Annotated in this window: 22 protein-coding genes; 11 read left to right on the top strand and 11 right to left on the bottom strand. The window is 60.0% G+C overall.

Annotated elements, in window-relative coordinates:
* Positions 1-6 precede the first annotated feature (6 nt).
* The gene (locus ACP2AV_RS12660) at positions 7-777 is read right to left on the bottom strand and encodes an SDR family NAD(P)-dependent oxidoreductase (protein WP_426373116.1); all 771 of its coding nucleotides are present in this window, start codon (positions 775-777) and stop codon (positions 7-9) included.
* Position 778: 1 nt separating this feature from the next.
* Positions 779-1,810, bottom strand: coding sequence for an NADP-dependent oxidoreductase (locus ACP2AV_RS12655; protein ID WP_426373115.1), 1,032 nt, complete (start codon positions 1,808-1,810; stop codon positions 779-781).
* A 129-nt stretch (positions 1,811-1,939) separates the two neighbouring features.
* Here ACP2AV_RS12655 and ACP2AV_RS12650 point away from each other — a divergent pair, with 129 nt between their 5' ends.
* Entirely contained in the window at positions 1,940-3,574 is a 1,635-nt protein-coding gene (locus ACP2AV_RS12650; protein WP_426373114.1) for a long-chain fatty acid--CoA ligase, read from the top strand.
* 403 nt (positions 3,575-3,977) lie between these two features.
* On the opposite strand, the gene ACP2AV_RS12645 is transcribed toward ACP2AV_RS12650, so the two are convergent.
* From ACP2AV_RS12645 to ACP2AV_RS12625, 5 genes are all read right to left on the bottom strand, one after another.
* Positions 3,978-4,727, bottom strand: coding sequence for an ABC transporter ATP-binding protein (locus tag ACP2AV_RS12645; protein ID WP_426373113.1), 750 nt, complete (start codon positions 4,725-4,727; stop codon positions 3,978-3,980).
* Positions 4,724-5,488, bottom strand: coding sequence for an ABC transporter ATP-binding protein (locus tag ACP2AV_RS12640; protein ID WP_426373112.1), 765 nt, complete (start codon positions 5,486-5,488; stop codon positions 4,724-4,726). Before ACP2AV_RS12640 ends, ACP2AV_RS12645 begins: the two co-directional genes overlap by 4 nt.
* Positions 5,488-6,750 carry a branched-chain amino acid ABC transporter permease gene (locus ACP2AV_RS12635; RefSeq protein ID WP_426373111.1) on the bottom strand — a complete coding sequence of 421 codons (1,263 nt, stop codon included), beginning with the start codon at positions 6,748-6,750 and terminating at the stop codon, positions 5,488-5,490. The genes ACP2AV_RS12640 and ACP2AV_RS12635 overlap by 1 nt, the downstream gene beginning before the upstream one ends.
* Positions 6,747-7,679, bottom strand: a complete 933-nt coding sequence (locus tag ACP2AV_RS12630) for a branched-chain amino acid ABC transporter permease (protein ID WP_426373109.1) — start codon at positions 7,677-7,679, stop codon at positions 6,747-6,749. Before ACP2AV_RS12630 ends, ACP2AV_RS12635 begins: the two co-directional genes overlap by 4 nt.
* A gap of 81 nt (positions 7,680-7,760) precedes the next feature.
* Complete coding sequence (locus tag ACP2AV_RS12625) at positions 7,761-9,008, bottom strand: branched-chain amino acid ABC transporter substrate-binding protein (protein WP_426373108.1); 1,248 nt, start codon at positions 9,006-9,008, stop codon at positions 7,761-7,763.
* Positions 9,009-9,399: 391 nt separating this feature from the next.
* Here ACP2AV_RS12625 and ACP2AV_RS12620 point away from each other — a divergent pair, with 391 nt between their 5' ends.
* The 10 genes from ACP2AV_RS12620 (at position 9,400) to ACP2AV_RS12575 (ending at position 17,793) form a co-directional block, all read left to right on the top strand.
* Positions 9,400-9,660, top strand: a complete 261-nt coding sequence (locus ACP2AV_RS12620) for a hypothetical protein (RefSeq protein WP_426373107.1) — start codon at positions 9,400-9,402, stop codon at positions 9,658-9,660.
* Between the two features lie 113 nt (positions 9,661-9,773).
* Positions 9,774-10,598, top strand: a complete 825-nt coding sequence (locus tag ACP2AV_RS12615; protein WP_426373106.1) for an SDR family NAD(P)-dependent oxidoreductase — start codon at positions 9,774-9,776, stop codon at positions 10,596-10,598.
* Positions 10,595-11,062 (top strand): MaoC family dehydratase, encoded by a 468-nt coding sequence (locus tag ACP2AV_RS12610; RefSeq protein WP_426373104.1) that lies wholly within the window; start codon positions 10,595-10,597, stop codon positions 11,060-11,062. The genes ACP2AV_RS12615 and ACP2AV_RS12610 overlap by 4 nt, the downstream gene beginning before the upstream one ends.
* Positions 11,059-11,985 carry an SDR family NAD(P)-dependent oxidoreductase gene (locus tag ACP2AV_RS12605; RefSeq protein ID WP_426373103.1) on the top strand — a complete coding sequence of 309 codons (927 nt, stop codon included), beginning with the start codon at positions 11,059-11,061 and terminating at the stop codon, positions 11,983-11,985. Before ACP2AV_RS12610 ends, ACP2AV_RS12605 begins: the two co-directional genes overlap by 4 nt.
* A 29-nt stretch (positions 11,986-12,014) precedes the next feature.
* Positions 12,015-13,217: an acetyl-CoA C-acyltransferase gene (locus ACP2AV_RS12600; RefSeq protein ID WP_426373102.1), complete on the top strand. Its 1,203-nt coding sequence runs from the start codon at positions 12,015-12,017 to the stop codon at positions 13,215-13,217.
* Positions 13,218-13,270: 53 nt separating this feature from the next.
* Positions 13,271-14,506, top strand: a complete 1,236-nt coding sequence (locus tag ACP2AV_RS12595; protein ID WP_426373101.1) for an acyl-CoA dehydrogenase family protein — start codon at positions 13,271-13,273, stop codon at positions 14,504-14,506.
* Positions 14,507-14,749: 243 nt separating this feature from the next.
* Positions 14,750-15,787, top strand: coding sequence for a phosphotransferase family protein (locus tag ACP2AV_RS12590; RefSeq protein ID WP_426373100.1), 1,038 nt, complete (start codon positions 14,750-14,752; stop codon positions 15,785-15,787).
* On the top strand, positions 15,780-16,565 hold the full coding sequence (locus tag ACP2AV_RS12585; protein ID WP_426373098.1) for an SDR family NAD(P)-dependent oxidoreductase: 786 nt from the start codon (positions 15,780-15,782) through the stop codon (positions 16,563-16,565). The genes ACP2AV_RS12590 and ACP2AV_RS12585 overlap by 8 nt, the downstream gene beginning before the upstream one ends.
* Positions 16,566-16,576: 11 nt before the next feature.
* Positions 16,577-17,398, top strand: coding sequence for an IclR family transcriptional regulator (locus ACP2AV_RS12580; protein ID WP_426373097.1), 822 nt, complete (start codon positions 16,577-16,579; stop codon positions 17,396-17,398).
* Entirely contained in the window at positions 17,398-17,793 is a 396-nt protein-coding gene (locus ACP2AV_RS12575; protein WP_426373096.1) for a PaaI family thioesterase, read from the top strand. Before ACP2AV_RS12580 ends, ACP2AV_RS12575 begins: the two co-directional genes overlap by 1 nt.
* A 68-nt stretch (positions 17,794-17,861) precedes the next feature.
* Here ACP2AV_RS12575 and ACP2AV_RS12570 read toward each other — a convergent pair whose 3' ends face one another.
* The 4 genes from ACP2AV_RS12570 to ACP2AV_RS12555 form a co-directional block, all read right to left on the bottom strand.
* Entirely contained in the window at positions 17,862-18,923 is a 1,062-nt protein-coding gene (locus tag ACP2AV_RS12570) for an acyl-CoA dehydrogenase family protein (protein ID WP_426373095.1), read from the bottom strand.
* A 3-nt stretch (positions 18,924-18,926) separates the two neighbouring features.
* Positions 18,927-20,114, bottom strand: coding sequence for an acyl-CoA dehydrogenase family protein (locus ACP2AV_RS12565; protein ID WP_426373094.1), 1,188 nt, complete (start codon positions 20,112-20,114; stop codon positions 18,927-18,929).
* Between the two features lie 601 nt (positions 20,115-20,715).
* Positions 20,716-21,564 carry an ABC transporter permease gene (locus tag ACP2AV_RS12560; RefSeq protein ID WP_426373093.1) on the bottom strand — a complete coding sequence of 283 codons (849 nt, stop codon included), beginning with the start codon at positions 21,562-21,564 and terminating at the stop codon, positions 20,716-20,718.
* Positions 21,565-21,568: 4 nt separating this feature from the next.
* Positions 21,569-22,804 carry an ABC transporter permease gene (locus ACP2AV_RS12555; RefSeq protein ID WP_426373189.1) on the bottom strand — a complete coding sequence of 412 codons (1,236 nt, stop codon included), beginning with the start codon at positions 22,802-22,804 and terminating at the stop codon, positions 21,569-21,571.
* Positions 22,805-22,831 lie beyond the last annotated feature (27 nt).

Below are 22,831 nucleotides of genomic sequence, written 5' to 3'. Positions count from 1 at the left end.
GTCCGCTCAGGTCTCGCTCACTGACCAGCCCCCATCGACGATCAGCGTCTGCCCGGTGGTCCATGCCCCCGCGCGGCTGGCGAAATACAGCGCAGCCCCCGCAATGTCGTCCGGCTCTCCCAGACGTTTGAGCGCGTATGAGGCCGCAGTCCGCTTTTCGCGCTCGGGGTCCTCGTAAAGCGCCTTGGCAAACTTGGTCTTGACGACGGCGGGGGCGATACCGTTCACGCGGATGTTGTCCTTGCCGTAAGCCACGGCCAGGTTGCGCACGATTTGCGTGTCGGCGGCCTTGGTCACCGCGTAAATCCCCAGATCCCGCGAGCCCTTGAACGCGGCAATCGATGAGATAATGACGATGGCGCCGTCCTTGCGCTGTTGCATTCCCGGCACCACGTGTTTGCAAAGGCGCATATTGGCACGCACGTTCACGGCGATGGTCTTGTCGAAGGCGTCATCAGGCGTGTCCAGAAATGGCCCCATATAGGGGTTCACGGCGGCGTTGCAGACAAGGATGTCGATCTTGCCCAGTTCTGCCGTTGCTTTGGCGACCAGCGCATCGATGTCCGCGTCTTCCGAGACATTGGCCGGAATAGCAACGGCCCTGCCAGCGCCTTGAGTGTTGATATGTTCGGCCACCGCGTCACACATTTCGCTCTTGCGCGAGGATATCACAACGTTGGCGCCATGCGCTGCAAAGTGTTCTGCAATGGCGCGTCCGATGCCCCTGGTCGATCCGGTGATAAGGGCGTTTTTGCCTTTGAGGTCGAATAGGTCCATGTCATTCCTCCGAAATTTGCACGATCAGCTTGCCCTTGTTGCGCCCTTTGAGCAGGCCCATGAAGGCTTCGGGCGCGTTTTCCAGGCCCTGCACCACGTCTTCGACATATTTGAATTCGCCGCTGGTCACCTTTGGGGCAATATCCCTGAGAAATTCGCCATAGCGCGCGACATGGTCCGTCTGAAGCAAGCCCTGAATGGTCAGGCGCTTGACCAGGGCCATCCGCCAGAGGTTGGCCAAGGGCATGCGTGCGACCTCGTCTTGCGCGCCGTCGTACCACGCGATCATGCCACACACGATGATGCGGCCATGCAGGTTCATCAGCGGCAGCACACCGCCCAGAACCGGCCCCCCGACATTTTCGAAATAGACGTCGATGCCGTCGGGGCATTCGGCAGCCAGCGCCCCACGCATGTCTTTTGCCGATCCGTGCGCGCGGTGGTCGACGCAGGCGTCAAAGCCAAAGATGTCCACGGCCATCTTGCACTTGTCCGGACCACCGGCAACGCCGACGACGCGCAGGCCTTGCGACTTGGCGATCTGGCCCACCATCGATCCGACCGGGCCGGTCGCGGCGGCGACCACCAGTGTCTCGCCAGCCTTGAGCTTTCCATAGGCGGTCAAACCCGCCCAGGCGGTAAAACCGGGCATTCCGAGCACGCCAAGCGCAGTGTTCATCGGTGCGCGATCATCCAGCTTGCGCAGCTGCTGGCCGGGCAGCACGCCGTGGCTGGCCCAACCGAACATGCCGAACACCTTGTCGCCCGGCGCAAAACGCGGATCTTTCGACTCGGTGACAATGCCGACGGCGCCGGCCTCCATCGTGCCGCCCAGCGGAACGGGATCGGCGTAGCTTGCCACGTCGTCCATGCGCCCCCGCATGTAAGGGTCAAGCGACATGGCCGTCACACGCACCTGGACCTCTCCATCACGGGGGGTGGGCACTTCCGTTTGATCCAGACGGAAGTGTTCGGGGCCGACCTCGCCTTTGGGACGCTCGGCCAGCGCAATACGTTTCATCATCTCAGCCATGGGTTTCCTCCCTTAGTGATAGGTCGGTAGTAAAAATCCGACTGGCGCAACAATCAATGTGAAACTACGTTTCGAGGTGCAGAACGTCCCGCTTTGGACTCTGGAAGCATTATGTTGAGGAGGAACTCGATGCTTGGAAAAATGATGCACCGGCCGCTCAGGATCAGCGACATCCTGGAGTTCGCCGCCGACGCCTTTCCCACTGCTGAAATCATTTCGGCCCGCACAGAAGGCGATATTCACCGCCAGACGTACCCCGAAACGCGCGACCGCGTCTGCCAGTTGGCGCATGCGCTGCAAAAACTCGGGGTCGAAATGGGCGACCGGGTGGCGACGCTGGCGTGGAACGGATACCGCCACTTTGAACTTTACTATGCAGTTTCGGGTATTGGCGCTGTCTGCCACACGATCAACCCGCGCCTGTCGGTCGAACAGTTGATCTATATCGTCAACCACGCCGACGACAGACTGATCTTTGTGGACACCACGTTCGTGCCCCTTCTTGAGGCCGTTCAGGAGCATCTGCCAAAGGGTTTGACCTATGTGATCATGACAGACCGCGACCACATGCCCGCAACCAGTCTGGTTGGCGCGCTGTGCTACGAAGACCTGCTCAAGGGCCAGCCGCAGCGGATGGACTGGCGCGATTTCGACGAAAACACCGCCGCAGGGCTTTGCTATACCTCGGGCACCACGGGGCACCCCAAGGGCGCGCTTTATTCCCACCGCTCGAACGTGCTGCATGCGATGATGATCGCGGTGACGCTTGGCAACACTTTTCGCGAAGGCCAGAAAGTTCTGCCGGTGGTGCCTTTGTTCCATGTCAATGCCTGGGGCCTGCCCTACGCAGGGCCGATGGCCGGCCTGTCGCTGGTGATGCCGGGGCCCGCGCTGGACGGGCCAAGCTTGTTCAAGTTGATGGATCAGGAAAATGTGTATTCTGCTTGGGGCGTGCCGACGGTCTGGCTGGGTCTGCTGGCCGAAATCAAGGAACAGGGCCGCAAACCGAACGGGTTCGGCGATGTGGTGATCGGCGGCTCTGCCGCGCCGCGTTCCATGATCGAAGCGTTCGAAAAAATGGACGTCAGCGTGGGCCACGCCTGGGGTATGACGGAAATGAGCCCCGTCGGAACCCACGGCACGCTTCCCAGTTTTACCAATGATTGGCCATTGGAAAAACGTCTCGACCTCAAGCAGACCCAGGGGCGGCGCGTCTTCGGGGTCGAACTGAAGATCGTTGACGACGACGGCGAACGCTTGCCCAATGACGGCAAAGCGGTTGGCGAATTGTTCGTGCGTGGCAACGCGGTGGTCGCGGGCTATTACAACAACGACGAGGCCACGGCCGAGGCGCTGGACGAAGAAGGCTGGTTCGGCACCGGGGATGTCGCATCGATCGACAAAGACGGCTATCTGACGATCCAGGACCGGGCCAAGGACCTTATCAAGTCGGGCGGCGAATGGATTTCGTCAATCGACCTTGAAAACGCAGCCATGGCCCACCCCAGCATCGCAAACTGCGCCGCCATTGGCGTGCCGCATCCGAAGTGGGACGAACGCCCGATCCTTGTTGCGGTTCCCACTGATAGCGAACGTGTGACGCTGGAAGAATTGCACGAGTTGCTGAGCGAGCATTTTGCCAAGTGGCAGCTGCCCGACGATATCGTCTGGGTTGATGAATTGCCCATGACCGCGACCGGGAAGGTTAGTAAGCTGAATCTGCGCAAGGCGCTTGCCGACTACAAACACCCCGAAGTGCACTGAGCCTTGGCCGGCCAGAACCTGTGACAAATACGCCCCGAACCCAAAGGTCGGGGCGCCTTGGTCTGGGTTTGGTGTGTGGCTGACGTTGCGCGCGATTGCTCCTCGCGCCGCCCCAGAGCGCACTGGAGCGGATCTGATCCGTCAGGGCGGTCACTCAGGCCTATGATGACACGCGCGGCGGCAAGTTGGGGGCGCTGAGTACCACCACAGGTGGCTGATCACGGGCTTTTTGGCCGATGACGACTGCCGAGCGTTTTACCACCACAGGCCGGGATCGACGCGGGCGCCCAGAACAAGGCCCAGCGTCCCCTGCAAACCATGGCGGGAACAGATCTATGTAAAATGGTCCCGCCCGATCCGCAGGGCTTTCGGTGTCAGTGCAGGCTGGGTCAATACAGGTCGATCAGACTTCCAGCCATTCGGACCGCACGTCGTCGCGGGTCTTGAACGCCTCCGGGGTTCCTTCGTAGACAATTTCGCCGTGGCCCATGACATAGACCCTGTCGGCAATCCGCAATGCGATCGACAATTTCTGTTCGACCAGCAGGATCGACACGCCATTTTTTGCGATCTCGGCAATCATGTCCCCGACCTGCTGCACGATCTTGGGGGCAAGCCCTTCGGTCGGCTCGTCGATGATGATCAACTCGGGGTCGCCCATCAGTGTCCGGCACATGGTCAGCATCTGCTTTTCCCCACCCGACAAGACGCCAGCGGCATTGTCGGCGCGCGAGCGCAGGTTGGGGAACATGTCCAGCATCTGATCGATGGACCATTTGCCGGGTCGCCGCAGGTTCTTGATGCCCAGCATCAGGTTCTGTCGAACGGTCATGCTTGGGAAGATGTCCCGGCTTTCGGGCACATAGCCCAGCCCGAGATGCGCGATCTTGTGGCTGTCCAAACCCGCGATCTCTTGCCCCTTGAACTTGACAGACCCGACGGGCGGCACTTCACCCATGATCGCCTTGGCGGTGGTCGATCGGCCCACGCCGTTGCGCCCCAGAAGGGCGATGACTTCGCCGGGCATGATGCGCATGTTCACGCCGTGCAGAACATGGCTTTTGCCGTAAAAGGCATGCAGGTCTGTGACTTCGAGCATGGGCACGGCAGTGGCCGACGTTGCGCTGGCGCTGCTGATGGTGTCCGCGTTCATGCTGCTTCTCCTTCGCCGTCGTCACCCAGATAGGCTTCGCGCACCTTGGGATCGCCGCGGATTTGCTCGGGCTTGCCGGTGGCGATGATCTGGCCATAGACCAGCACCGAAATCCTGTCGGCCATACCAAAGACCACACCCATGTCGTGCTCGACGATCAGCAGGGTCTTGCCTTTGGTTGCGTGGCCGATCAATTCGACCGCGCGATCAGTTTCCGAACGGCTCATGCCAGCGGTCGGTTCGTCCAGCAGGATCACATCGGGATCACTGGCGATGGTGATCGCGATTTCCAACGTCCGTTGGTCCGCGTAGGGCAGCAGCGCCGCCGGCAGGTGCGCCTTGTCGATCAGCCCCACACGTTCCAGTATTTCAGCCGTCTTTTCCTGCACATCGCGCTGCGCGCCAATGTTGCGCAGGAAAGAATAGCCGTAGCCCATGGAAAACAGCACACCGCAGCGCACGTTTTCGCGCACGGTCATGTTCTGAAAGATGTTTGACACCTGGAATGACCGCGACAGGCCCAAGCGCTGGATCTGGTAGGGTTTTTTGCCCGAGATGACCGCGCCGTTCAGCTTAATCTGGCCGTCCGACAGGCTGTAGAGCCCTGATATCAGGTTGAACAGGGTCGACTTTCCAGCCCCGTTCGGCCCGATGATGGCGTGGTTTTCACCCTTGCCGACCGCCAGGTCCACGCCCTGGATGATCTTGGCTGGACCAAAGCTCTTGTGAACGTTTTTCAGTTCAAGCGCTGGCGTGCTCATCACAGATCCTCCTTCTTCGAAACCCACCGCAGAATGGCAACCCCAACGGCCACCGGACCGAAGGTCAGGGCATAGGTCAGCGGGTTCGACAAAGACAGGTGCAGGGAGAACGGCTCAAACACTTCACCGTACCCGCTGGTTTGACGCACGCCGGCTTCGACGATGACGATGATTCCAACCAACAAGATTGCGATCCCCGCAGCATAGCTCAGCCATCGGGCGATGTAGGGCAGCCCGTTGCGACGCACGCCCTGGATTGTCGTGACCACGATGCCCGACAGGCCCGACGGCGCAAACATCACAATCGCAACGAACATCAGACCCAGGTAGAACAGCCAGGCTTCGGAATAATCCGACAGGTTCGATACCATATACGTTATCACCACGGCCCCCAGAACCGGCCCCCAGAAATATCGCACGCCGCCCAGATACGCCATGATCAGCACCATGCCCGAAGGGACTACTGACAGAGCTTCGGGGGTGAAAATCTCATAGTTCACCGCCGACATTCCCCCCGCCAGACCTGCAAAGGCCCCGGCAAAGATGAACACCAGATAGCGCACACGCTGCGGGTCATAACCCACGAACTGGACGCGTTCAGGGTTGTCGCGGGTTGCCTCGGACATCTTGCCCAAGGGGGTGCGCGTAAAGGCGAACATGGCCACGGCGCCTACAAGGGTCCAGAAGGCGATAAACCAGTAGACCTCGTGGATTGGCCCCAGCGACAGGCCGAACAAGGCGGGGCCGTTCATCCGGTCGCCCGAAATGCCCATTTCGCCGCCAAAGATCGATCCGAACATAAAGCCGGCGGCGGCGACCAATTCGGCCACACCCAGTGAAATCATCGCGAACGGCGTGCCAGCGCGGCGGCACGACGGCCAGCCGATAATGGCCCCGGCCAAGGCGCCGCCCGCAAAGCCGACAATCGGCAGGAAAAAGACCGGGTAGGTGGCCCAGAACCCGCTATCTGCCGCTTCGATTGCGCGCATCGCGTGCAGGGCCGCATACCCCCCCAGCCCAAAATACACCGCATGGCCGAAGGACAGCAGCCCGCCCTTGCCCAGCAACATATTGTAGCTGAGCGCGAAGACGATATAGATGCCGATCTGGTTGAGCAGCGAATAAATCGTGCGCGAGGGCCCCATCATGGGGATGATCACCAAGACCACTGCCATGATGACAAAGGGCAGGACCCGTTCGCGGAGTTTCTGAGACCGCGATGGTGCGAGATCCTGAAGGTGTTGTACGCCTGTATCGCTCATATTTCACGGTCCCCCATCAGGCCGGTTGGACGGACCATGAGAATGAGAACCAGCATCAGGAACGGCAGCAGCGGAGCCAGCTGCGCGATGGTGATGCTGCCCAGTTCGGACGTGGCCGAGAGGCCCAGCCAGCCGAAGAGATCGGCAAATGTGGCGTTTACCGACACCGCGAACGTCTGGAGCAGGCCCAGAAGCATGGCAGCAAGAAATGCCCCTTCTAGCGAGCCGAGCCCACCAACCACCACGACCACGAACACGATCGGGCCCATCTGGACAGCCATGGCCGGGTCGGTCACCAGATAGTTGCCGCCGATTACGCCGGCCAGGCCTGCCAGCGCACAGCCCACGCCGAAGACGGTCATGAAGATGCGTGGCACGTCGTGGCCAAGGTGGCCCACCATGTGCGGATGTGTCAGCGCGGCCTGGATGATCAGGCCGGCGCGGGTGCGTTTCAGCACATACCAAAGTACCGCCAGCATGAAGATCGCCACGAAAAGAATGAAAATACGGTACGCCGGGTACTGCGCGCCAAACAGTTCGAAAAGCGAAAAGTCCAACGCGGGGGGTACGTCGTAGCCGACGGCATTGCGCCCGTAGACGATCTTGACGATTTCGTCGATCAGGTAGGCCAGCCCGAACGTGAACAGCAACTCGGCGACATGACCGTTGGCGTGGACTTTACGCAGGCCATAGCGTTCGACCAGCGCGCCCACCAGTCCGACCAGGATCGGCGCAAAGATAAGGGCGACCCAAAAACTGGTACTTTCCGAAATCGTATAGGCAAAATACGCGCCCAGCATGTAAAAACTGGCATGCGCAAAGTTCAAAACGCCCATCATCGAAAAGATCAGGGTCAAACCGCTCGAAAGCATGAAGAGCAGCAGACCATAGATCGTCCCGTTGAGCAGGGAAAAGATGATCGTTTCCATGACTAGCCCCAATTATGAACCAGGGCGCCACGCGGGTTTGACGTGGCGCCCCATCGTGGTCTCGCAGAGGCGAGCTGACGATTAGGAGGGGCGCTCCATCTCACACGTCGTCTCGGTCTCGGTCGCATCGGCAGGGATCCGGTCTGCGGATGGATCGATCATCGACCAGCCAAGCGGCAATTCTTCGACGGTGCGCTTGGGGTTTTTCACAAAGGTCGTAATGAAGAGATCCTGAAGAACCTGGTGGTCTTCGGCGCGCATGGTCACCTTGCCGTAGGGTCCATCGTAGGTCATGCCTTCCATCGCCTTGGCAATCGCGACTATATCGTCGTTGTTGCCGACCTTTTCGGCCGCCATGTCAAAGAAATTCATGGCGTTGTAAGCACGGTGGTAGAAATAGGTGTTCTTCGGCCCATACTGTTCGTTGAACGAGTCGATCCGCGCCTCTTGCATGTCGTTGCCGGTGTCGAAATTGATGTCTACCTCGGACACCTGCATGACCTTCCCTGTTGCCGCGTCGCCCATCGCGGACGCGGCGCCCTGCGATCCGCCGTAATACGTCAGGATCGGTTTGTCCCAGCCCGAGTCGATCGCAGCCTTGACCAGCAGCACCATGTCGGCGCCCCAGTTGCCGGTGATGATCGCATCAGCGCCGGACGAGATGATCTTTTGAATGTATGGGGTAAAGTCTTTGACCTTGCCCAGCGGGTGCAGTTCGTTCCCGGCGATGGTCAGATCAGGCTTTTTCTCGGCCAACTGACCAACGGCAGCCGCTGCAACAGCCTTTCCGAAGGAATAGTCCTGACCGATCACATAGACGCTGTTGATGTCGTCCTGAGCGGCGATCCAGTCAGTGAGCGCTTCCATTTTCATGTCGGCATTGGCGTCAAAACGGAAATGCCAGAACGAGCACGCCTCATTCGTAAAGGCCGGGTCCACGGCCGCATAGTTCAGGTAGATGACTTCTTCGCCAGGGTTGCGCTTGTTGTGCTTGTTGACAGCATCGATGAGGGCCGCAGCCACGGACGATCCGTTCCCCTGCGCAACCACACGTACGCCCTGGTCGATGGCCTTTTGCAGCTGAACCAGCGATTCCTTGGGGTTGACCTTGTTGTCGAAGGCAATGATCTCGACCTGCTCGCCATTGATCCCGCCGTTGGCGTTCACTTCTTCGGCGGCGTGACGCCATTGTTTGAGCGCGGCATCGCCCGACGGGCCGAACGGGCCCGAAAGCGGATCGATAAATGCAATCTTCATCTCGGCCTGAGCAGCCGACAGCGCGCCGAACGACACTGTCGCGGCGAGTAACGCAGTTTTCAAGATGGTCATGTGTTTCCTCCCAAACGCGAAACGCCCACTCCTCCTCGGGCGTCTCTTGGAAACATAGGAAACGAAGGCTGCGCTGACTTGTCAAGGATAATGTGAAACCCTATTCTGCAATGCAAAACGCCGGGCATTTGGGAGGAGACACATGCCGGAATTCTCGCGTGATCCTGCGCGATTTCGCAACCCAATTCGTCAGTGGTTTAACAGAATTAACCCCGCCGGAAGGCAAGGCCGGGGCGCGCACAAAGTGCTGTCCGAATCTGTCATCTTCCGGGGCGGAAAACGGTTCGGATTTTCGTCGCCGACTCAGAAAGATTGCATCTGGCCTGCCGCGCCAGAGGGGCCGACCGTTCCGACCTGGTCCATCGAATACGGTGGGGTGCGACTGCCCTGCGTGCTTCAACAGATTTGGCGGGACGAATTGGCGCGCGACGCGCCAAAATACACGGGCATCAACTGCCTGCCGATCGATGCGGGCAAGGCAGGTGTGACGACCCGGTGGTTGCGCCTGATTTCCGGCAACCCCCCGTTCAGCGTGGCTTTCCAGACCGGCGCCCGACACCTCAAGCGGCGCAAGCAAGTCGGGGTTCTGAGCGGCACGTTCCAGGCCCTGCAGCATCGCCATGACCTCAGAAGCATGGCAGCATTGGTGTGAGCGATGAATTCGACAGGGGTTTATGGATGAAACGCGCCCGCTTGGGCGCAAAATGGGTGGACGACTATGGCTGTCATGTTGCGATTGTTGCCGCTGCGAAGGGATTTTGATCTATGGGTGTAACACCGAACGAACTATTCGGACTGACGGGCAAAGTGGCGCTGGTGACCGGCGGGGCCACGGGGATCGGGCGCATGGCCGCCGAAGGGCTGGCCGCCGCCGGGGCGCGGGTGCTGATTGCCAGTCGCAAGGCCGATGCCTGTGAAGCTACTGCCAAGGAAATCAACGATAGTGGCGTGGCTGGAAGCGTGGAAGGATTTGGCGGCGATGTTGCCTCGGAACAAGGCATCGCCGCCCTTGTTGCCGAGGTGGAAAGCCGCACCGACAAGTTGAACATTCTGATGAACAATGCAGGCCGCACCTGGGGCGCGCCGTTGGGCGAACACCCCTATGATGCGTGGGACAAGCTGCTCAAACTGAATGTGCAGGGCATGTTCCACCTGACCCAATCGCTGCTGCCGCTCTTGATGAAGGGGCGGGCCGAAGGCGATCCCGCCCGCGTGGTCAATGTGGGCAGCATCATGGGTGACATGCCCAAGGGCACGGCCACCTATTCCTATGCGGTGTCCAAAGGCGCGGTGCATCACATGACGCGTGTGCTGTCGAACGATCTGGCCCCGCAAGGCATCACCGTGAATGCGATTGCGCCGGGGCCGTTCATGTCGAATATGACAGCCTTTGCCATGGGCAACGAAGCTGGCCGTGACAAGGCGGCCCAGGGCATACCCTTGGGCCGTGTTGGCAGGCCCGAAGATATCGCCGGCGCGCTGCAGTACCTCTGCGGGCGGGGCGGCGCGTATGTGTCTGGCGCGATCCTGCCCTTGTCGGGGGGGATGAATTCCATGGCCACAGGCTCGATTTTCGGAGACGACATATGAACCAGACCGTCACCCGCGAAGAATACAAAGCTATGGTCGGTACCGAAATCGGCGTGTCCGATTGGTTTGAGATCACGCAGGAAAGGATCGATCAGTTTGCCGATTGCACCGAGGATTGGCAGTACATCCACGTCGATCCCGAAAAAGCAGCGCAAACGCCTTTTGGCGGCACGATCGCGCATGGGTTTCTGACCATGTCGATGCTGTCGGCCATGGTTTCCCAGATGCCCACCATCGACGGCGTGGTGATGGGCGTCAATTATGGCATGAACAAAATGCGCTTCGTCTCGCCGGTGCCGGTGGGCAGCCGTATCCGTGGCCGGTTCGTGCTTGGCAAGGTCGAAGATATTCGCCCCGGTGAGATTGAATCGACCCTGAACGTGACAGTCGAAATTGAAGGGCGGGACAAGCCCGCGCTGGTGGCCGAATGGCTGGGCCGCAGATACTTTGGAGAACAGGCATGAGTATGAGATTTGATGGACGTGTCGCGATCGTGACAGGCGCGGGAAATGGCTTGGGTCGGTGCCATGCGCTGGGGCTGGCCGAACGTGGCGCCAAGGTGGTGGTGAACGATCTGGGCGTGGCAACCGATGGCACGGGTCAGTCGTCCGAAGGGGCGCATTCCGTGGTCGAAGAGATCAAGGCGATGGGTGGGCAGGCGATGGCCCATGGCGCCAACGTGACCGACGCTGAACAGGTGCAGGACATGGTCGACAAGGCTATCGCCGACTGGGGCCAGGTCGACATTCTGGTCAACAACGCCGGTATCCTGCGCGACAGGTCTTTTGCAAAGATGACGCTGGATGATTTCCGGGTCGTGCTGGACGTGCACCTGATGGGCAGCGTCGTGACCACCAAGGCGTTGTGGGATCATTTTCGCGAACGCCAATACGGGCGCATCGTTTTCACCACATCGGCAAGCGGCATGTACGGCAACTTCGGCCAATCGAACTATGGCGCGGCCAAATCTGCGATGCTGGGATTGATGAACGTGCTGTCGATGGAAGGGCAGAAATACAACATCAAGGCCAACATCCTTGCCCCGACTGCCGCCACCCGCATGACCGAAGACCTGCTCCCGGACGAGCTGCTTGAGCTGATCAAGCCCGACACGATTACTCCGGGCCTTCTGGCGCTGGTGGCCGAGGACGCGCCGACCAAGATGATGCTGGGCGCCGGCGGCGGCAGCTTCGCGGAAATCAAGGTCTATGAGACCCCCGGCATCACCCTGGTGGGTGAAGATCTGAGCGCCGACAACGTGGCCGCCCAGATGGCCGCAATCCGCAATCCAGAGGGTCAGAAAGAAATGCCGGGCGCCTTTGCCCAAACCCACAAATACATCGAGAACGCCGCGCGCAAGCTCGGTATCGAATTGCCCAAGACATAAGATCGCCCCAGACATAAGGAAGCAAACAAATGCGTGACGCCGTTATCGTATCTACCGCCCGCACCCCGATCGGCAAGGCTTATCGGGGCGCTTTCAACGACACCCAGGCCCAGGAACTGATCGGCCACGCCGTCAAACACGCGGTCGACCGCGCCGGCATCGACCCCGCCACCATTCAAGACTGCCTGATCGGCTGCGCGATCCAGCAGGGCAGCACGGGTGGCAATATCGGCCGCCAGGCGGTGGTCCGCGCGGGCCTGCCTGTGACGATCGCCGGCATGTCGATGGACCGTCAGTGCGCCAGCGGCATGATGGCGATTGCAACGGCCGCCAAGCAGGTGGTGCATGACGGCATGGATGTTGCGATTGGCGGTGGCGTTGAGAGCATTTCGCTGGTCCAGAACCAAAACATGCGCATGGACCGGGCAAGCGATCCCTGGATCCGCGAACACAAGCCCGCGCTTTACATGTCCATGCTGGAAACCGCGGAAATCGTGGCCGAGCGCTATGGCGTCAGCCGCGAGGACCAGGACCGATATGCCGCGCGCAGCCAGTCCCGCACCGCCGCCGCGCAGGACGCAGGCAAGTTCGATGACGAAATCGTGCCGCTGAAAACGGTCATGAAGGTCCAGGACAAGGAAACCAAGGAAATCAGCGAGGTCGAAGTCGAGCTGACCAAGGATGAAGGCAACCGCCCGGGCACCAGCTACGAATCTCTGGCCGCATTGCCGCCTGTGTTCAAGGACGGCCAGCAGATCAAGGACGGTACCTACATCACCGCGGGCAACGCCAGCCAGCTGTCCGACGGCGCCTCGGCATCTGTCATCATGGAGGCCAAGGCCGCCGAAAAAGCCGGGCTGCAGCCGCTTGGTCGCTATGTGGGCGTGATGGCCTCTGGTTGCGAGCCGGACGAAATGGGCATCGGCCCGATCTATGCCGTGCCCAGATTGCTCGAAGCGCACGGACTAAAGATGGATGACATCGGCCTGTGGGAGTTGAACGAAGCCTTTGCCAGCCAGGTCCTGCAATCGCAGCGTGTGCTGGGCATTCCCGACGAGCTGCTCAACGTCAATGGCGGCGCCATTTCCATCGGTCACCCCTATGGCATGTCGGGCGCGCGCATGGTCGGGCACGCATTGATCGAGGGCAAGCGCCGGGGCGCCAAATATGTCGTGTGCACCATGTGCGTAGGCGGCGGCATGGGCGCTGCGGGCCTGTTCGAAGTCTTGTAAAACAAACGGCGGGGCATGGCGCCCCGCCCAGCAAACCCGAGGGAGGAGCCCCAATGGATCTGGGCATCACGGACAAGGTACGCCCGCTCATCGAGCAGGTGCGCAACATGATCGCGAATGACATCGCGCCGCTCGACCATGAATATCATGCGGAAATCGGCAATAACCCGCAGAACGACCGGTTTGTGCTGAACGACCGTCAATTGGAAATCATGAGCGCACTGAAGGCCGAAGCCAAGCGGCGCGGTCTGTGGAATTTCTGGCTGACCGACAGCGAGCGTGGCTATGGGTTGACCACAGTAGAATACGCCTATCTGGCGCAGGAAATGGGGAAATGCTCGATCGGGTCCGAGGTGTTCAACTGTTCGGCCCCCGACACAGGCAACATGGAAGTGTTGGAACGCTACGGCACCGAGGCGCAGAAAAAACAGTTTCTGCAGCCACTGCTCGATGGCGAAATCCGCTCGGCCTATATCATGACCGAACCGAATGTCGCCTCGTCCGATGCGACCCAATTGGCATTCGAGGCCAGGAAAGACGGCGACGAATGGGTTCTGAACGGCGAAAAGTGGTGGATCTCGGGCGCGGGTGATCCGCGTTGCAAGGTCTATATTCTGATGGCCTGTACCGATGCAAACGCGCCAAAGCATGCACGCCATTCGATGTTCGTGCTGCCAGCTGGGCTGCCGGGGATCGAGATCCTGCGCCCAATGCAGGTCTTCGGCAATGACGACGCGCCGCACGGTCACATGCACATGCGGTTCACCGATGTACGCATTCCCGCCGACGCCATGATCCTGGGCGAAGGCCGCGGGTTCGAAGTGGCCCAAGGGCGCCTTGGACCGGGTCGCATCCACCACTGCATGCGCGCCATCGGACAGGCTGAGCGCGCGCTGGAATTGATGTGCAAGCGTGCATTGTCGCGCGAAGCCTTTGGCAAGAAGATTGCCGAACTGGGCGCAAATTACGACATTATCGCCAACGCGCGGATGGACATCGAAATGGCGCAGCTATTGTGCCTGAAGGCCGCCTACATGATGGACACCGCAGGCACGCGCGCCGCGCAGCCGTGGATTTCCAAGATCAAGGTGGTGGCCCCGCTGATTTCGACCCGGATCGTGGATGAAGCCATGCAAATTCACGGCGGCGAAGGCATCAGCCAGGACCAGCCGCTGGCGCGCATGTACACCAACCTGCGCACGCTTCGTTTTGCCGATGGGCCAGACGCGGTGCATCGTCGGCAGGTCGCGCGCGCCGAGTTGCGCAAGTACAGCAACGAAAAAAAGTAAGTGCTGGAGCGGTTCTTCATACGGCAGCGGCAGGCCAGCACTGGGGCGGGTGATTATGGCGCCCTGTCCGACTTGGGCCAGACCCCGGCGCGCGCTGTCGGGCGGGCGCTGAAAGCGAAAGGGTTTCATGGCGCAGACGCGCGTGATCGCGTCCGGCGGCAAGATATTTCTGAATTCCTTCAACGAAACTCCGCATATCACGGCCGATACGGCCCACATGCTGACCTATTCCTGAGAGGGGCGATGGACAACAATTCTGACCCGACCAAACTTGATACTGCGGCGGTAGAGGCGTGGCTGACAGCGCATCTGCCAGGCTTCAAGGGCCCGATCAAAGCCACGAAATTCGCAGACGGACAGTCAAACCCGACCTTCCGGCTGGACACGCCGTCAGGCCGTTACGTCTTGCGGCGCAAACCGCCGGGAAAGCTGCTCAAATCGGCCCATGCGGTCGACCGGGAATTCCGCGTGCAAAGCGCTTTGGCGGGGACCGATGTGCCGGTCGCCAAGATGTATGTGCTGTGCGAAGACGACGATGTGATCGGCTCGATGTTCTATATTATGGAAATGGTCGATGCGCGCAACTTTTTCGACCCGCGCCTGCCAGAGGTGAACAATGACGAGCGGGGCGAAATCTTTGACGACATGAACCGGGTTCTGGCCGCGATCCACGACGTGGACATCGATGCGGTCGGTCTGAGCGACTATGGCCCCGAGGGCAATTATTACGAGCGTCAGATCTCGCGCTGGACCAAGCAGTATCGCGCTGCAGAAACCGAACGTCTGGCGCCGATGGAAGAGCTGATCGAGTGGCTTGGCGCGCACATGCCGGCCGACGACGGGCAGCGCACGTTGGTGCATGGGGATTTCCGCATCGACAATATGCTGTTTGACAAGAAGGACCCCCGCTGCGTTGCGGTTCTGGATTGGGAACTGTCCACCATCGGGCACCCCTATGCAGATCTGGCGGCCGTGATCATGCAGTGGCGCATGGCGCCGGGCGGGATGGGGCGCGGTCTGGCCGGTGTGGATCGCGGGCCGCTGAATATTCCGACGGACGAAGAATTCGTCGCAAAATACTGCGAGCGGCGGGGAATTTCGTCTATTCCGGACTTCAACTTCTATCTTGCGTTTACCTTCTTCCGCATGGCTGGGATCATTCAGGGTGTTTACAAGCGCGCGCTGGACGGGAATGCATCAAACCCCGAACGGGGGATCGCTTTGGGGGCGAATGTGGGAAATTTCGCCCAATTCGGGCTGGAGGCAGCCAAGAATGGCTAAGCGCTTTCGTGGACAGGTCGTCCAGATTACGGGTGCGGCATCGGGCTTTGGGGCCCTGGCCGCACGGCGGTTTGCAGCTGAAGGCGCAAAACTGGCCTTGTCCGACTGGAACCAAGAAGGTGTGACTGCGATTGCAGACAGCCTGACCAGGGACGGGTTCGACGTCATCGCAGATTCGTTCAGCGTCGCCGACGACGCAGCGCAGCAGCGCCACGTTTCGCGTATCGTAGAGACGTTCGGACGGCTGGATGTTTCGTTGAACAACGCCGGGATCAGCAACGGGATGGCCCCGTTGCCCGATATTGCGATGGATGACTACGACCGGGTGATGGAAATCAACGCCAAGGGCGTATTCATCGGGATGCGCCATCAGATACCCGTGATGCGGGCGCAAGGCGGCGGGGCGATCCTGAACACCGCTTCGGCCGCAGGGCTTGTCGGGTCGGGGTACCTGTCGGCTTATGCGGCGTCGAAACACGCGGTGATCGGCATGACAAAGGCTGCGGCCGACGAAAGCGCCAGATACAATATCCGCGTCAACGCGATTTGCCCGTCTTTTGCATCGACGCCCATGGTCGAAAACATGGGCGACATGATGGGCGCAAAACATGGGATAAGCCGCGAAGAAGCCTATTCAAAAATCGCCGCGCGTGTGCCATTGCGTCGCGTTGCTGAACCTGCGGAAGTCGTGCAGGCGATGCTGTGGATTTGTGAGCGGGACAACAGCTTCATGACTGGGCAGGCCGTCGCGATCGACGGGGGCCTGACGGCTGTGTAAGGGGAACGGGAATGAGCAAGGATCAAGTATTCGGCGATGAGCTTGATGCAGAAGGTGATCGCAAATTTGTCACTGCGCTTGCGCGTGGGCTCGAGATCCTGCGGTGTTTCCGCCCGTATGAAACGACGCTGACCAACCAGGAAATCGCGGCGCGCACGGGTCTGCCCAAGCCGACAATTTCACGGCTGACGCATACGCTGTGCAAGTTGGACTATCTTGTCTATTCCGACAGGACCGGCACGTATCGCCTTGGGGCGGGTGTGCTGGCCCTTGGCTTTGGCGTTCTGTCAGGGATGGAACTTTCGGACCGCGCGGCCGAAGAAATGAAGCGTCTGGTTGATGGGCCGAACAAGCACATCACCAGTGCCTTGGGCGAACGTCACCGTATGTCTGTCGTCTATACCGCCCGCCGCCGGTCGGCCCAGGCCGTGGCGCTGACCCTAAACGTTGGGGCACGCTTGCCGCTAATGTATTCGGCAATCGGGCGGGCGATCCTTGTGGCCATGAGCCCCGAAGAGCGCTCGCACATGGTGCAACTTGCCAAGCAAGAGAAACCGCAAAACGCCGACAAGATTCGCGCTTCGATCGACCAGGCGCTCGAAGATTACGACAAGCTGGGCTATTGTACATCCTTCGGCCAATGGCGCCCCGAAGTAAACGGGATCGCGGTGCCGGTGATATCGCTGAACGGTGAACGGTACTATGGGATGAATGTGGGCGGGCCGTCATTTCTGGTGACGCCCGAAGAGCTGTGCGGGGCTTACGGCGAAAAACTCAAGGCAGCGGCGCGCAATCTGTCGTCGGGTCATGCAGTGGCAGGGGATCCGTCCTGATGGATCCGCGTCTGGTTGAAGAAGCTTACCCGCTGCAGGCCCACCTGGGCTTTCGGATCACCGAATGGTCCGAGGGGTTTTCGCGGTTTGAGCTGCCGCTTGAGCCGTTCCTGATGAACCGTTTCGGCATTCCGCACGGTGGAGTGTACGCGACGCTGCTGGATACGGTTATGGGATACTGCGGCAGCTACACCGGCGATCCGGACACGCGCAAACTTGCGATGACCCTGTCGATGACGGTCAACTACCTGTCGCGGCCCAAGGGTAAACTGCTGATTGGCGAAGGGCAGATGACCGGCGGTGGGGCCAAGACGTTTTTTGCCGACGGTATCGTGACGGACGAAACCGGTGAAAAGGTTGCGACTGCTTCGGGAACATTCCGGCGGCGCGGCTAGGATCCCTGCCTATGACACGACTGAAAAAGGGCGCCGCAGGCGCCCCTTTTGGTTTTCGACTGGCCGGATCAGGCGGTCATATATTGGTCCATAACCCGTTCCACGTGATAGTCTGTGTCGCCCAGTTGATGGTCGATCATCACCAGACGCTTGGCCATGTGGCTGACGGGGTATTCCCATGTCATGGCGATGCCGCCATGCATCTGGATGGATTCTTCCGCGCAGAGCTTTGCAGCCCGCCCGATCATGTTCTTGGCCATCGACACGGCGCGCGACTGATCGGGCGCGCCCATGCGCGAGGCGGCATAGATCGTGATAGAGCGGGCCTGTTCCATTTCGGCAATCACATCGACCGCACGGTGCTGCAGTGCCTGGAACTTGCCGATCGCAACGCCGAACTGTTTGCGCGTGCGCAAGTAGTCCAGAAGGATGGCAAAGGTGGTGTCCATCAGCCCGACCGCTTCGGCGCACAGTGCAAGCGCACCTGCGTCGATCGCATCTTGAACCGCCGCTTCAGCGCCGTCGATCAGCAGCGTACCGGGCGTGTTGTCCAGCAAAAGCTCGGCCGCGCCACCGCCGTCGATCAGCCCGTAACCGTGAACGGTGGCCGCCGCGGCCTGCACCTCGTAGACGGCCAGCGTGGCGCCGTTCCTGGCGACCACAAGGAAGGCATCGGCATCATTGCCGCCATAGACGACGGATTTGCGCCCGGTCAGCTTGTCGCCCGATGCAGTGGTCGAAATTTCGTCCAGCGTGTAGGGCGCGTCCAATTCGCCAATCGCAACGGCGTAGCGTTTTGTGCCGGCCAGAAGTTTTTCCTGATCCGCGCCTGCGGCCCCCATCAGGCGCGAGGCCAAAAGCGTGGCCAGCACCGGTTCGGGGTTCAGCGCGCCGCCCAAAGCTTCGAAAACGGTGGTGATGTCAAACCCCGCGCCACCAAAGCCGCCCTGATCTTCGGGCGCGAGCGCGTGCAGGACGCCCAGTTCGGCCATCTCGGCCCATTTGGACGGATCGTGATAAGGCGCATCGTAGGACACTTTGATACGGTGCTCGACCGGGTAGTGATCGGCCAGATAACGATCCAGCGAATCTTTCAGCATGCGCCGGTCATCGGTGTGATTGAAATCCATGTCTTACAGCTCCAGCATCGCTTTGGTCAGAATATTTCGTTGGATCTCATTTGATCCACCGAAAATCGACAGTTTGCGATTGTTGAAATAATGCGCCGCGTTATGCGCGTTGTCCTCCGGCGCGATCGAGATGTTGCCCAGCAGGTCTTCGGACGGAAAGGGAGCTGCCGAGGGCCCGAGTGCGCGTCGCGCCAGATCATTCAGCGCCTGCCGGATCACAGTGCCTTTGATTTTCAGGATTGAGGTTTCCGGCCCGGGTGCGCCTTGTTCCTGCGCCTGGAACAGCATACGAAGGTTCGTGATTTCCATCGCCTTCAGGTCAATTTCCACCTGCGCCATACGGGCGGCGAACAGCGGGTTTTCGTTCAGTGGCTTGCCGTTGCGCTTGACCTTCTTTGACAGGGTTTTCAGATCTTCCAGCGCCCGGTAAGACAGGCCGACACCGGCAATATTGGTGCGCTCGTGGGTCAGCAGATATTTGGCGATGGTCCAGCCCATGTTTTCTTCGCCCACAAGGTTTTCAGCCGGCACGCGGACGTCGGTAAAGAACACCTCGTTCACTTCGAACCCGCCTTCGATCAATCTGATCGGGCGCATTTCAATGCCCGGCGTGTCCAGATCGACAAGGACAAAGCTGATGCCTTCTTGCGGTTTGCCATCGGTTTTGGTGCGCACAAGGCAGAAGATCTTGTTGGCGTGCTGCCCCAGCGTGGTCCAGGTCTTCTGACCGTTGATGACGTATTCATTGCCAACGCGTTCGGCGCGGGTCTTCAGGCTGGCCAGGTCCGACCCGGCGCCCGGCTCGGAATAGCCCTGGCACCACCAGTCCTCGCCCGACAGGATGCGCGGCAGGTAGTAGTCCTGCTGTTCCTTGTTACCGAACTTGTGCAAAACCGGCCCCAGCATCGCCAGACCAAACGGGACCTGACGCGGCGCGTAGGCCATTGCGCATTCTTCTTCAAAGATGTGTCGTTGCACCGGCGTCCATTCGGCGCCGCCGAACTTTTTAGGCCAGTTTGGCGCAACCCAACCTTTATCAAACAGAATTTTATGCCATTGTTCCGCCAGTTCCTTGGTCATTTCGCTGCCCGAACGCACGGCCGCAGCCACCGTGTCGGGCAGGTTTTCTTTCAGGAAATCGCGCACGTCTTTGCGAAAGGCGTCCTCTTGGGGGGTGAAGCTCAGTTCCATCTCATGCCTCCTCGTTGAGCTGGGTGAATGCTGTGCCGTGCGCTCATCTTGGCTAGCAAACGCGCAACTTTCCAGTAGCAAGCGTCTTCTTTCGTGTTTGCCGTGATGCGCCGGACCAAATCCCAGGCGCGCAATTCGTCTACTTAATTCAGCGGCCGGGCGGGGACATACAGATAGCCATAGCCGAAGGGGATCAGCGCATCCACGCCAATGGGGCGGCGCATTGTGCCGTCTTCAACAACGCGGGTCGTCTGGCCGATCACGCTGTCACATACCGATCAACAATGTCCGGACCGGCGGCTGTCTGGATCGTGTTTCCAGCAGGCTTGCGTTTGTGGCGATGATCTTGGCGCGCGCGGGTTGGATAAGATGTCGTCGCGCGAATTATCGTGGAACCCCTTGGCGATCTTGCGCCCGAACCACCCTTTTAGCGGTCATGGACGGTGCCCGAGTGTTCTTCCTCTGCGCGCCTGAGACAATCCGTGCAGAAGCTGCACGCCCGGACTGCTTTCAGATAGTACCGGACAAATTACGCCCGGCGAAAATGGGCGCAAAAAATGAAATGGGGTTCCGCACCGCGAAAACTCCGCGGGACGTGTCGTTAAGCCGCCGCCCCGCGAAGCCGTTCGGAACGACGGCGTAGAAATTCCAGTGTGACCAGTAGCGTGACAGACAGGACAACCAGCAGCGTCGCCACAGCCAGAATGGTCGGGTTGATCTGTTCCCGCAGGCCGCTGAACATCTGGCGCGGAATTGTTCGCTGCTCGGGGCCGGCCAGAAACAAGACCAGCACAACTTCGTCGAACGAGGTGACAAAGGCGAAAAGCCCACCCGAGATGACGCCGGGCCGGATCAGGGGTATCACCACGTCCCAGAACACCTTGAGCGGCGAGGCGCCCATGGATAGGCCCGCGTGAAACAGGCTTCGGTCGAACCCGGTCAGCGTCGCGGTTACGGTAATGATCACGAAGGGAACGCCAAGCGCCGCGTGGGCCATGATCAAGCCGGCGTAGCTGCCGACCAGATTGAACCTAGTATAAAAAAAGAACATGCCCGCTGCGATGATGATCAGCGGAACAATCATCGGGGACAGTAGCAGCGCCGTGATCAATCGCTTGAACGGCATGAATGGCGAGGCAAGGCCAACTGCGGCAATCGTACCCAGGACCGTTGACACCAACGCCGCAGCGATCCCGATGATAAAGCTGTTCTTGATCGCCAGCATCCAGTTCGCGTTGTCGAATATCGCCGCATACCAGCGCAGTGAATAGGCATCCGGGTCAAGCGCCAGCATCCCTTCGGTAAAGGTAAAGAAAGGCTGAGCGTTGAATGATAGCGGCACAATGACAAGGATCGGCAGCATCAGGAAAACCAGCACCAGGGCTGCGGTGACGCGCAAGGCGTAGTGCCCCAGAATGTGCCAGAACGTGTAATATTCAGGAAGCCGCATTGCCCTATCCCAGCTTGATGTTGCCGGCGCCGACGAACCGGTCGTAGAGCCAATAAAGGATCAAAATCAACGCCAGCAGCAGCGAGCCGAGCGCGGCGGCCAGTTCCCAGTTGTTCGACTGCTGCATGTGGAAGGCGATGATGTTCGAAATCATCTGCCCGTCGGTGCCGCCCACCAGCGCAGGCGTGATGTAATAGCCGACCGAGATGATGAAAACCAAAAGCGCACCGGCGCTCAGCCCCGGCAGGGACATCGGAAGATAGATCCGCAGGAAGGCGGGGATCGGGCGCGACCCCATCGACATGGCCGCGCGCATGAAGCTGGGGTCGATCCCCTTCATCACCGAAAAGAGCGGCAGGACCATGAACGGCAGCAGGATGTGCGTCATGGCAATGATGGTCGAAAACTGGGTGTACAGCAGTTCCAGCGGCTCGCCCGTGATGCCCAGTGCCATCAGCGTGGAATTCACGACGCCGTTGGTCTGCAAAAGCGCGATCCAGGCGGTGGTGCGCACCAGAAGCGACGTCCAGAACGGCAGCAGCACAAACACCATGAGCGCATTGGATCGCTTTGTCGTGGTGTTGGCCATGTAATAGGCCAGCGGGTACCCCAGAACGATCGTCAGCAACGTGATGATCAGCGCCATTTTCAGCGTCTTGCCATAGAGTTTGATGTAAATCTGCGTGTCGCGTCGCTCAATCTTGCCGTCGCGGCTCAGTTCCAGGTCCAGCGCGGTCAGATAGTAGCTGGGGGTATAGACCTGACCCGATTTTTGCAGGGCGCGCCAGATCGGTGGCTCGCCCCACTTGTCATTGGCTTCGGTCAAAAGAGTGGGCCCGGATGCAGCAAGTTCGGCGTCATCGACGCGCCGCAATTTGCGGGCGGTGGACTTGACGACCGATGATGTGCCGGGAAGCACGCGGTTCACCTCTTCGGCCAGCTGGCCGCTAGTGCGGTCATTTGCCAACCGTTTCATGTCGATTGCGAACTGGGTCATGGCCGCTTCGGGCGGCAGCCCATCACCGTCCCAGGTTTTCATCGCGGCGAGCGTATCGGGGACCAGAGCAGCAACGGTCGGATTATGGACACTACGAAACAGCATCGTCGCAATCGGCGCTACGAAGGCAAAGATGATGAAAGCCAACAGCGGCACGACGAACAAAAAAGCGGTCAGCTTGCGCCGGCGCAATTCCTTTGCAGCGTTGCGGGCGTCGTGGCGATTCATCGTCGTGTCGGTCATGATCTTCCCCAGGGGGTGCCCGCGCCC

The sequence above is a fragment of the Aliiroseovarius sp. PTFE2010 genome (assembly GCF_049943335.1).
Classification (GTDB): domain Bacteria; phylum Pseudomonadota; class Alphaproteobacteria; order Rhodobacterales; family Rhodobacteraceae; genus JBNFVY01.
This window is presented reverse-complemented; position numbering and strand designations above follow the sequence as displayed.

Excerpts from the sequence above, each read along its gene's own strand:
- ACP2AV_RS12635 (WP_426373111.1), bottom strand. The coding sequence starts at position 6,750 with ATGAGCGATACAGGCGTACAACACCTTCAGGATCTCGCACCATCGCGG.
- ACP2AV_RS12590 (WP_426373100.1), top strand. The coding sequence starts at position 14,750 with ATGGACAACAATTCTGACCCGACCAAACTTGATACTGCGGCGGTAGAG.
- ACP2AV_RS12585 (WP_426373098.1), top strand. The coding sequence starts at position 15,780 with ATGGCTAAGCGCTTTCGTGGACAGGTCGTCCAGATTACGGGTGCGGCA.
- ACP2AV_RS12630 (WP_426373109.1), bottom strand. The coding sequence starts at position 7,679 with ATGGAAACGATCATCTTTTCCCTGCTCAACGGGACGATCTATGGTCTG.
- ACP2AV_RS12570 (WP_426373095.1), bottom strand. The coding sequence starts at position 18,923 with ATGGATTTCAATCACACCGATGACCGGCGCATGCTGAAAGATTCGCTG.
- ACP2AV_RS12605 (WP_426373103.1), top strand. The coding sequence starts at position 11,059 with ATGAGTATGAGATTTGATGGACGTGTCGCGATCGTGACAGGCGCGGGA.
- ACP2AV_RS12610 (WP_426373104.1), top strand. The coding sequence starts at position 10,595 with ATGAACCAGACCGTCACCCGCGAAGAATACAAAGCTATGGTCGGTACC.
- ACP2AV_RS12650 (WP_426373114.1), top strand. The coding sequence starts at position 1,940 with ATGCTTGGAAAAATGATGCACCGGCCGCTCAGGATCAGCGACATCCTG.
- ACP2AV_RS12595 (WP_426373101.1), top strand. The coding sequence starts at position 13,271 with ATGGATCTGGGCATCACGGACAAGGTACGCCCGCTCATCGAGCAGGTG.
- ACP2AV_RS12565 (WP_426373094.1), bottom strand. The coding sequence starts at position 20,114 with ATGGAACTGAGCTTCACCCCCCAAGAGGACGCCTTTCGCAAAGACGTG.
- ACP2AV_RS12655 (WP_426373115.1), bottom strand. The coding sequence starts at position 1,810 with ATGGCTGAGATGATGAAACGTATTGCGCTGGCCGAGCGTCCCAAAGGC.
- ACP2AV_RS12555 (WP_426373189.1), bottom strand. The coding sequence starts at position 22,804 with ATGACCGACACGACGATGAATCGCCACGACGCCCGCAACGCTGCAAAG.
- ACP2AV_RS12640 (WP_426373112.1), bottom strand. The coding sequence starts at position 5,488 with ATGAGCACGCCAGCGCTTGAACTGAAAAACGTTCACAAGAGCTTTGGT.
- ACP2AV_RS12615 (WP_426373106.1), top strand. The coding sequence starts at position 9,774 with ATGGGTGTAACACCGAACGAACTATTCGGACTGACGGGCAAAGTGGCG.
- ACP2AV_RS12575 (WP_426373096.1), top strand. The coding sequence starts at position 17,398 with ATGGATCCGCGTCTGGTTGAAGAAGCTTACCCGCTGCAGGCCCACCTG.
- ACP2AV_RS12645 (WP_426373113.1), bottom strand. The coding sequence starts at position 4,727 with ATGAACGCGGACACCATCAGCAGCGCCAGCGCAACGTCGGCCACTGCC.
- ACP2AV_RS12580 (WP_426373097.1), top strand. The coding sequence starts at position 16,577 with ATGAGCAAGGATCAAGTATTCGGCGATGAGCTTGATGCAGAAGGTGAT.
- ACP2AV_RS12560 (WP_426373093.1), bottom strand. The coding sequence starts at position 21,564 with ATGCGGCTTCCTGAATATTACACGTTCTGGCACATTCTGGGGCACTAC.
- ACP2AV_RS12660 (WP_426373116.1), bottom strand. The coding sequence starts at position 777 with ATGGACCTATTCGACCTCAAAGGCAAAAACGCCCTTATCACCGGATCG.
- ACP2AV_RS12625 (WP_426373108.1), bottom strand. The coding sequence starts at position 9,008 with ATGACCATCTTGAAAACTGCGTTACTCGCCGCGACAGTGTCGTTCGGC.
- ACP2AV_RS12600 (WP_426373102.1), top strand. The coding sequence starts at position 12,015 with ATGCGTGACGCCGTTATCGTATCTACCGCCCGCACCCCGATCGGCAAG.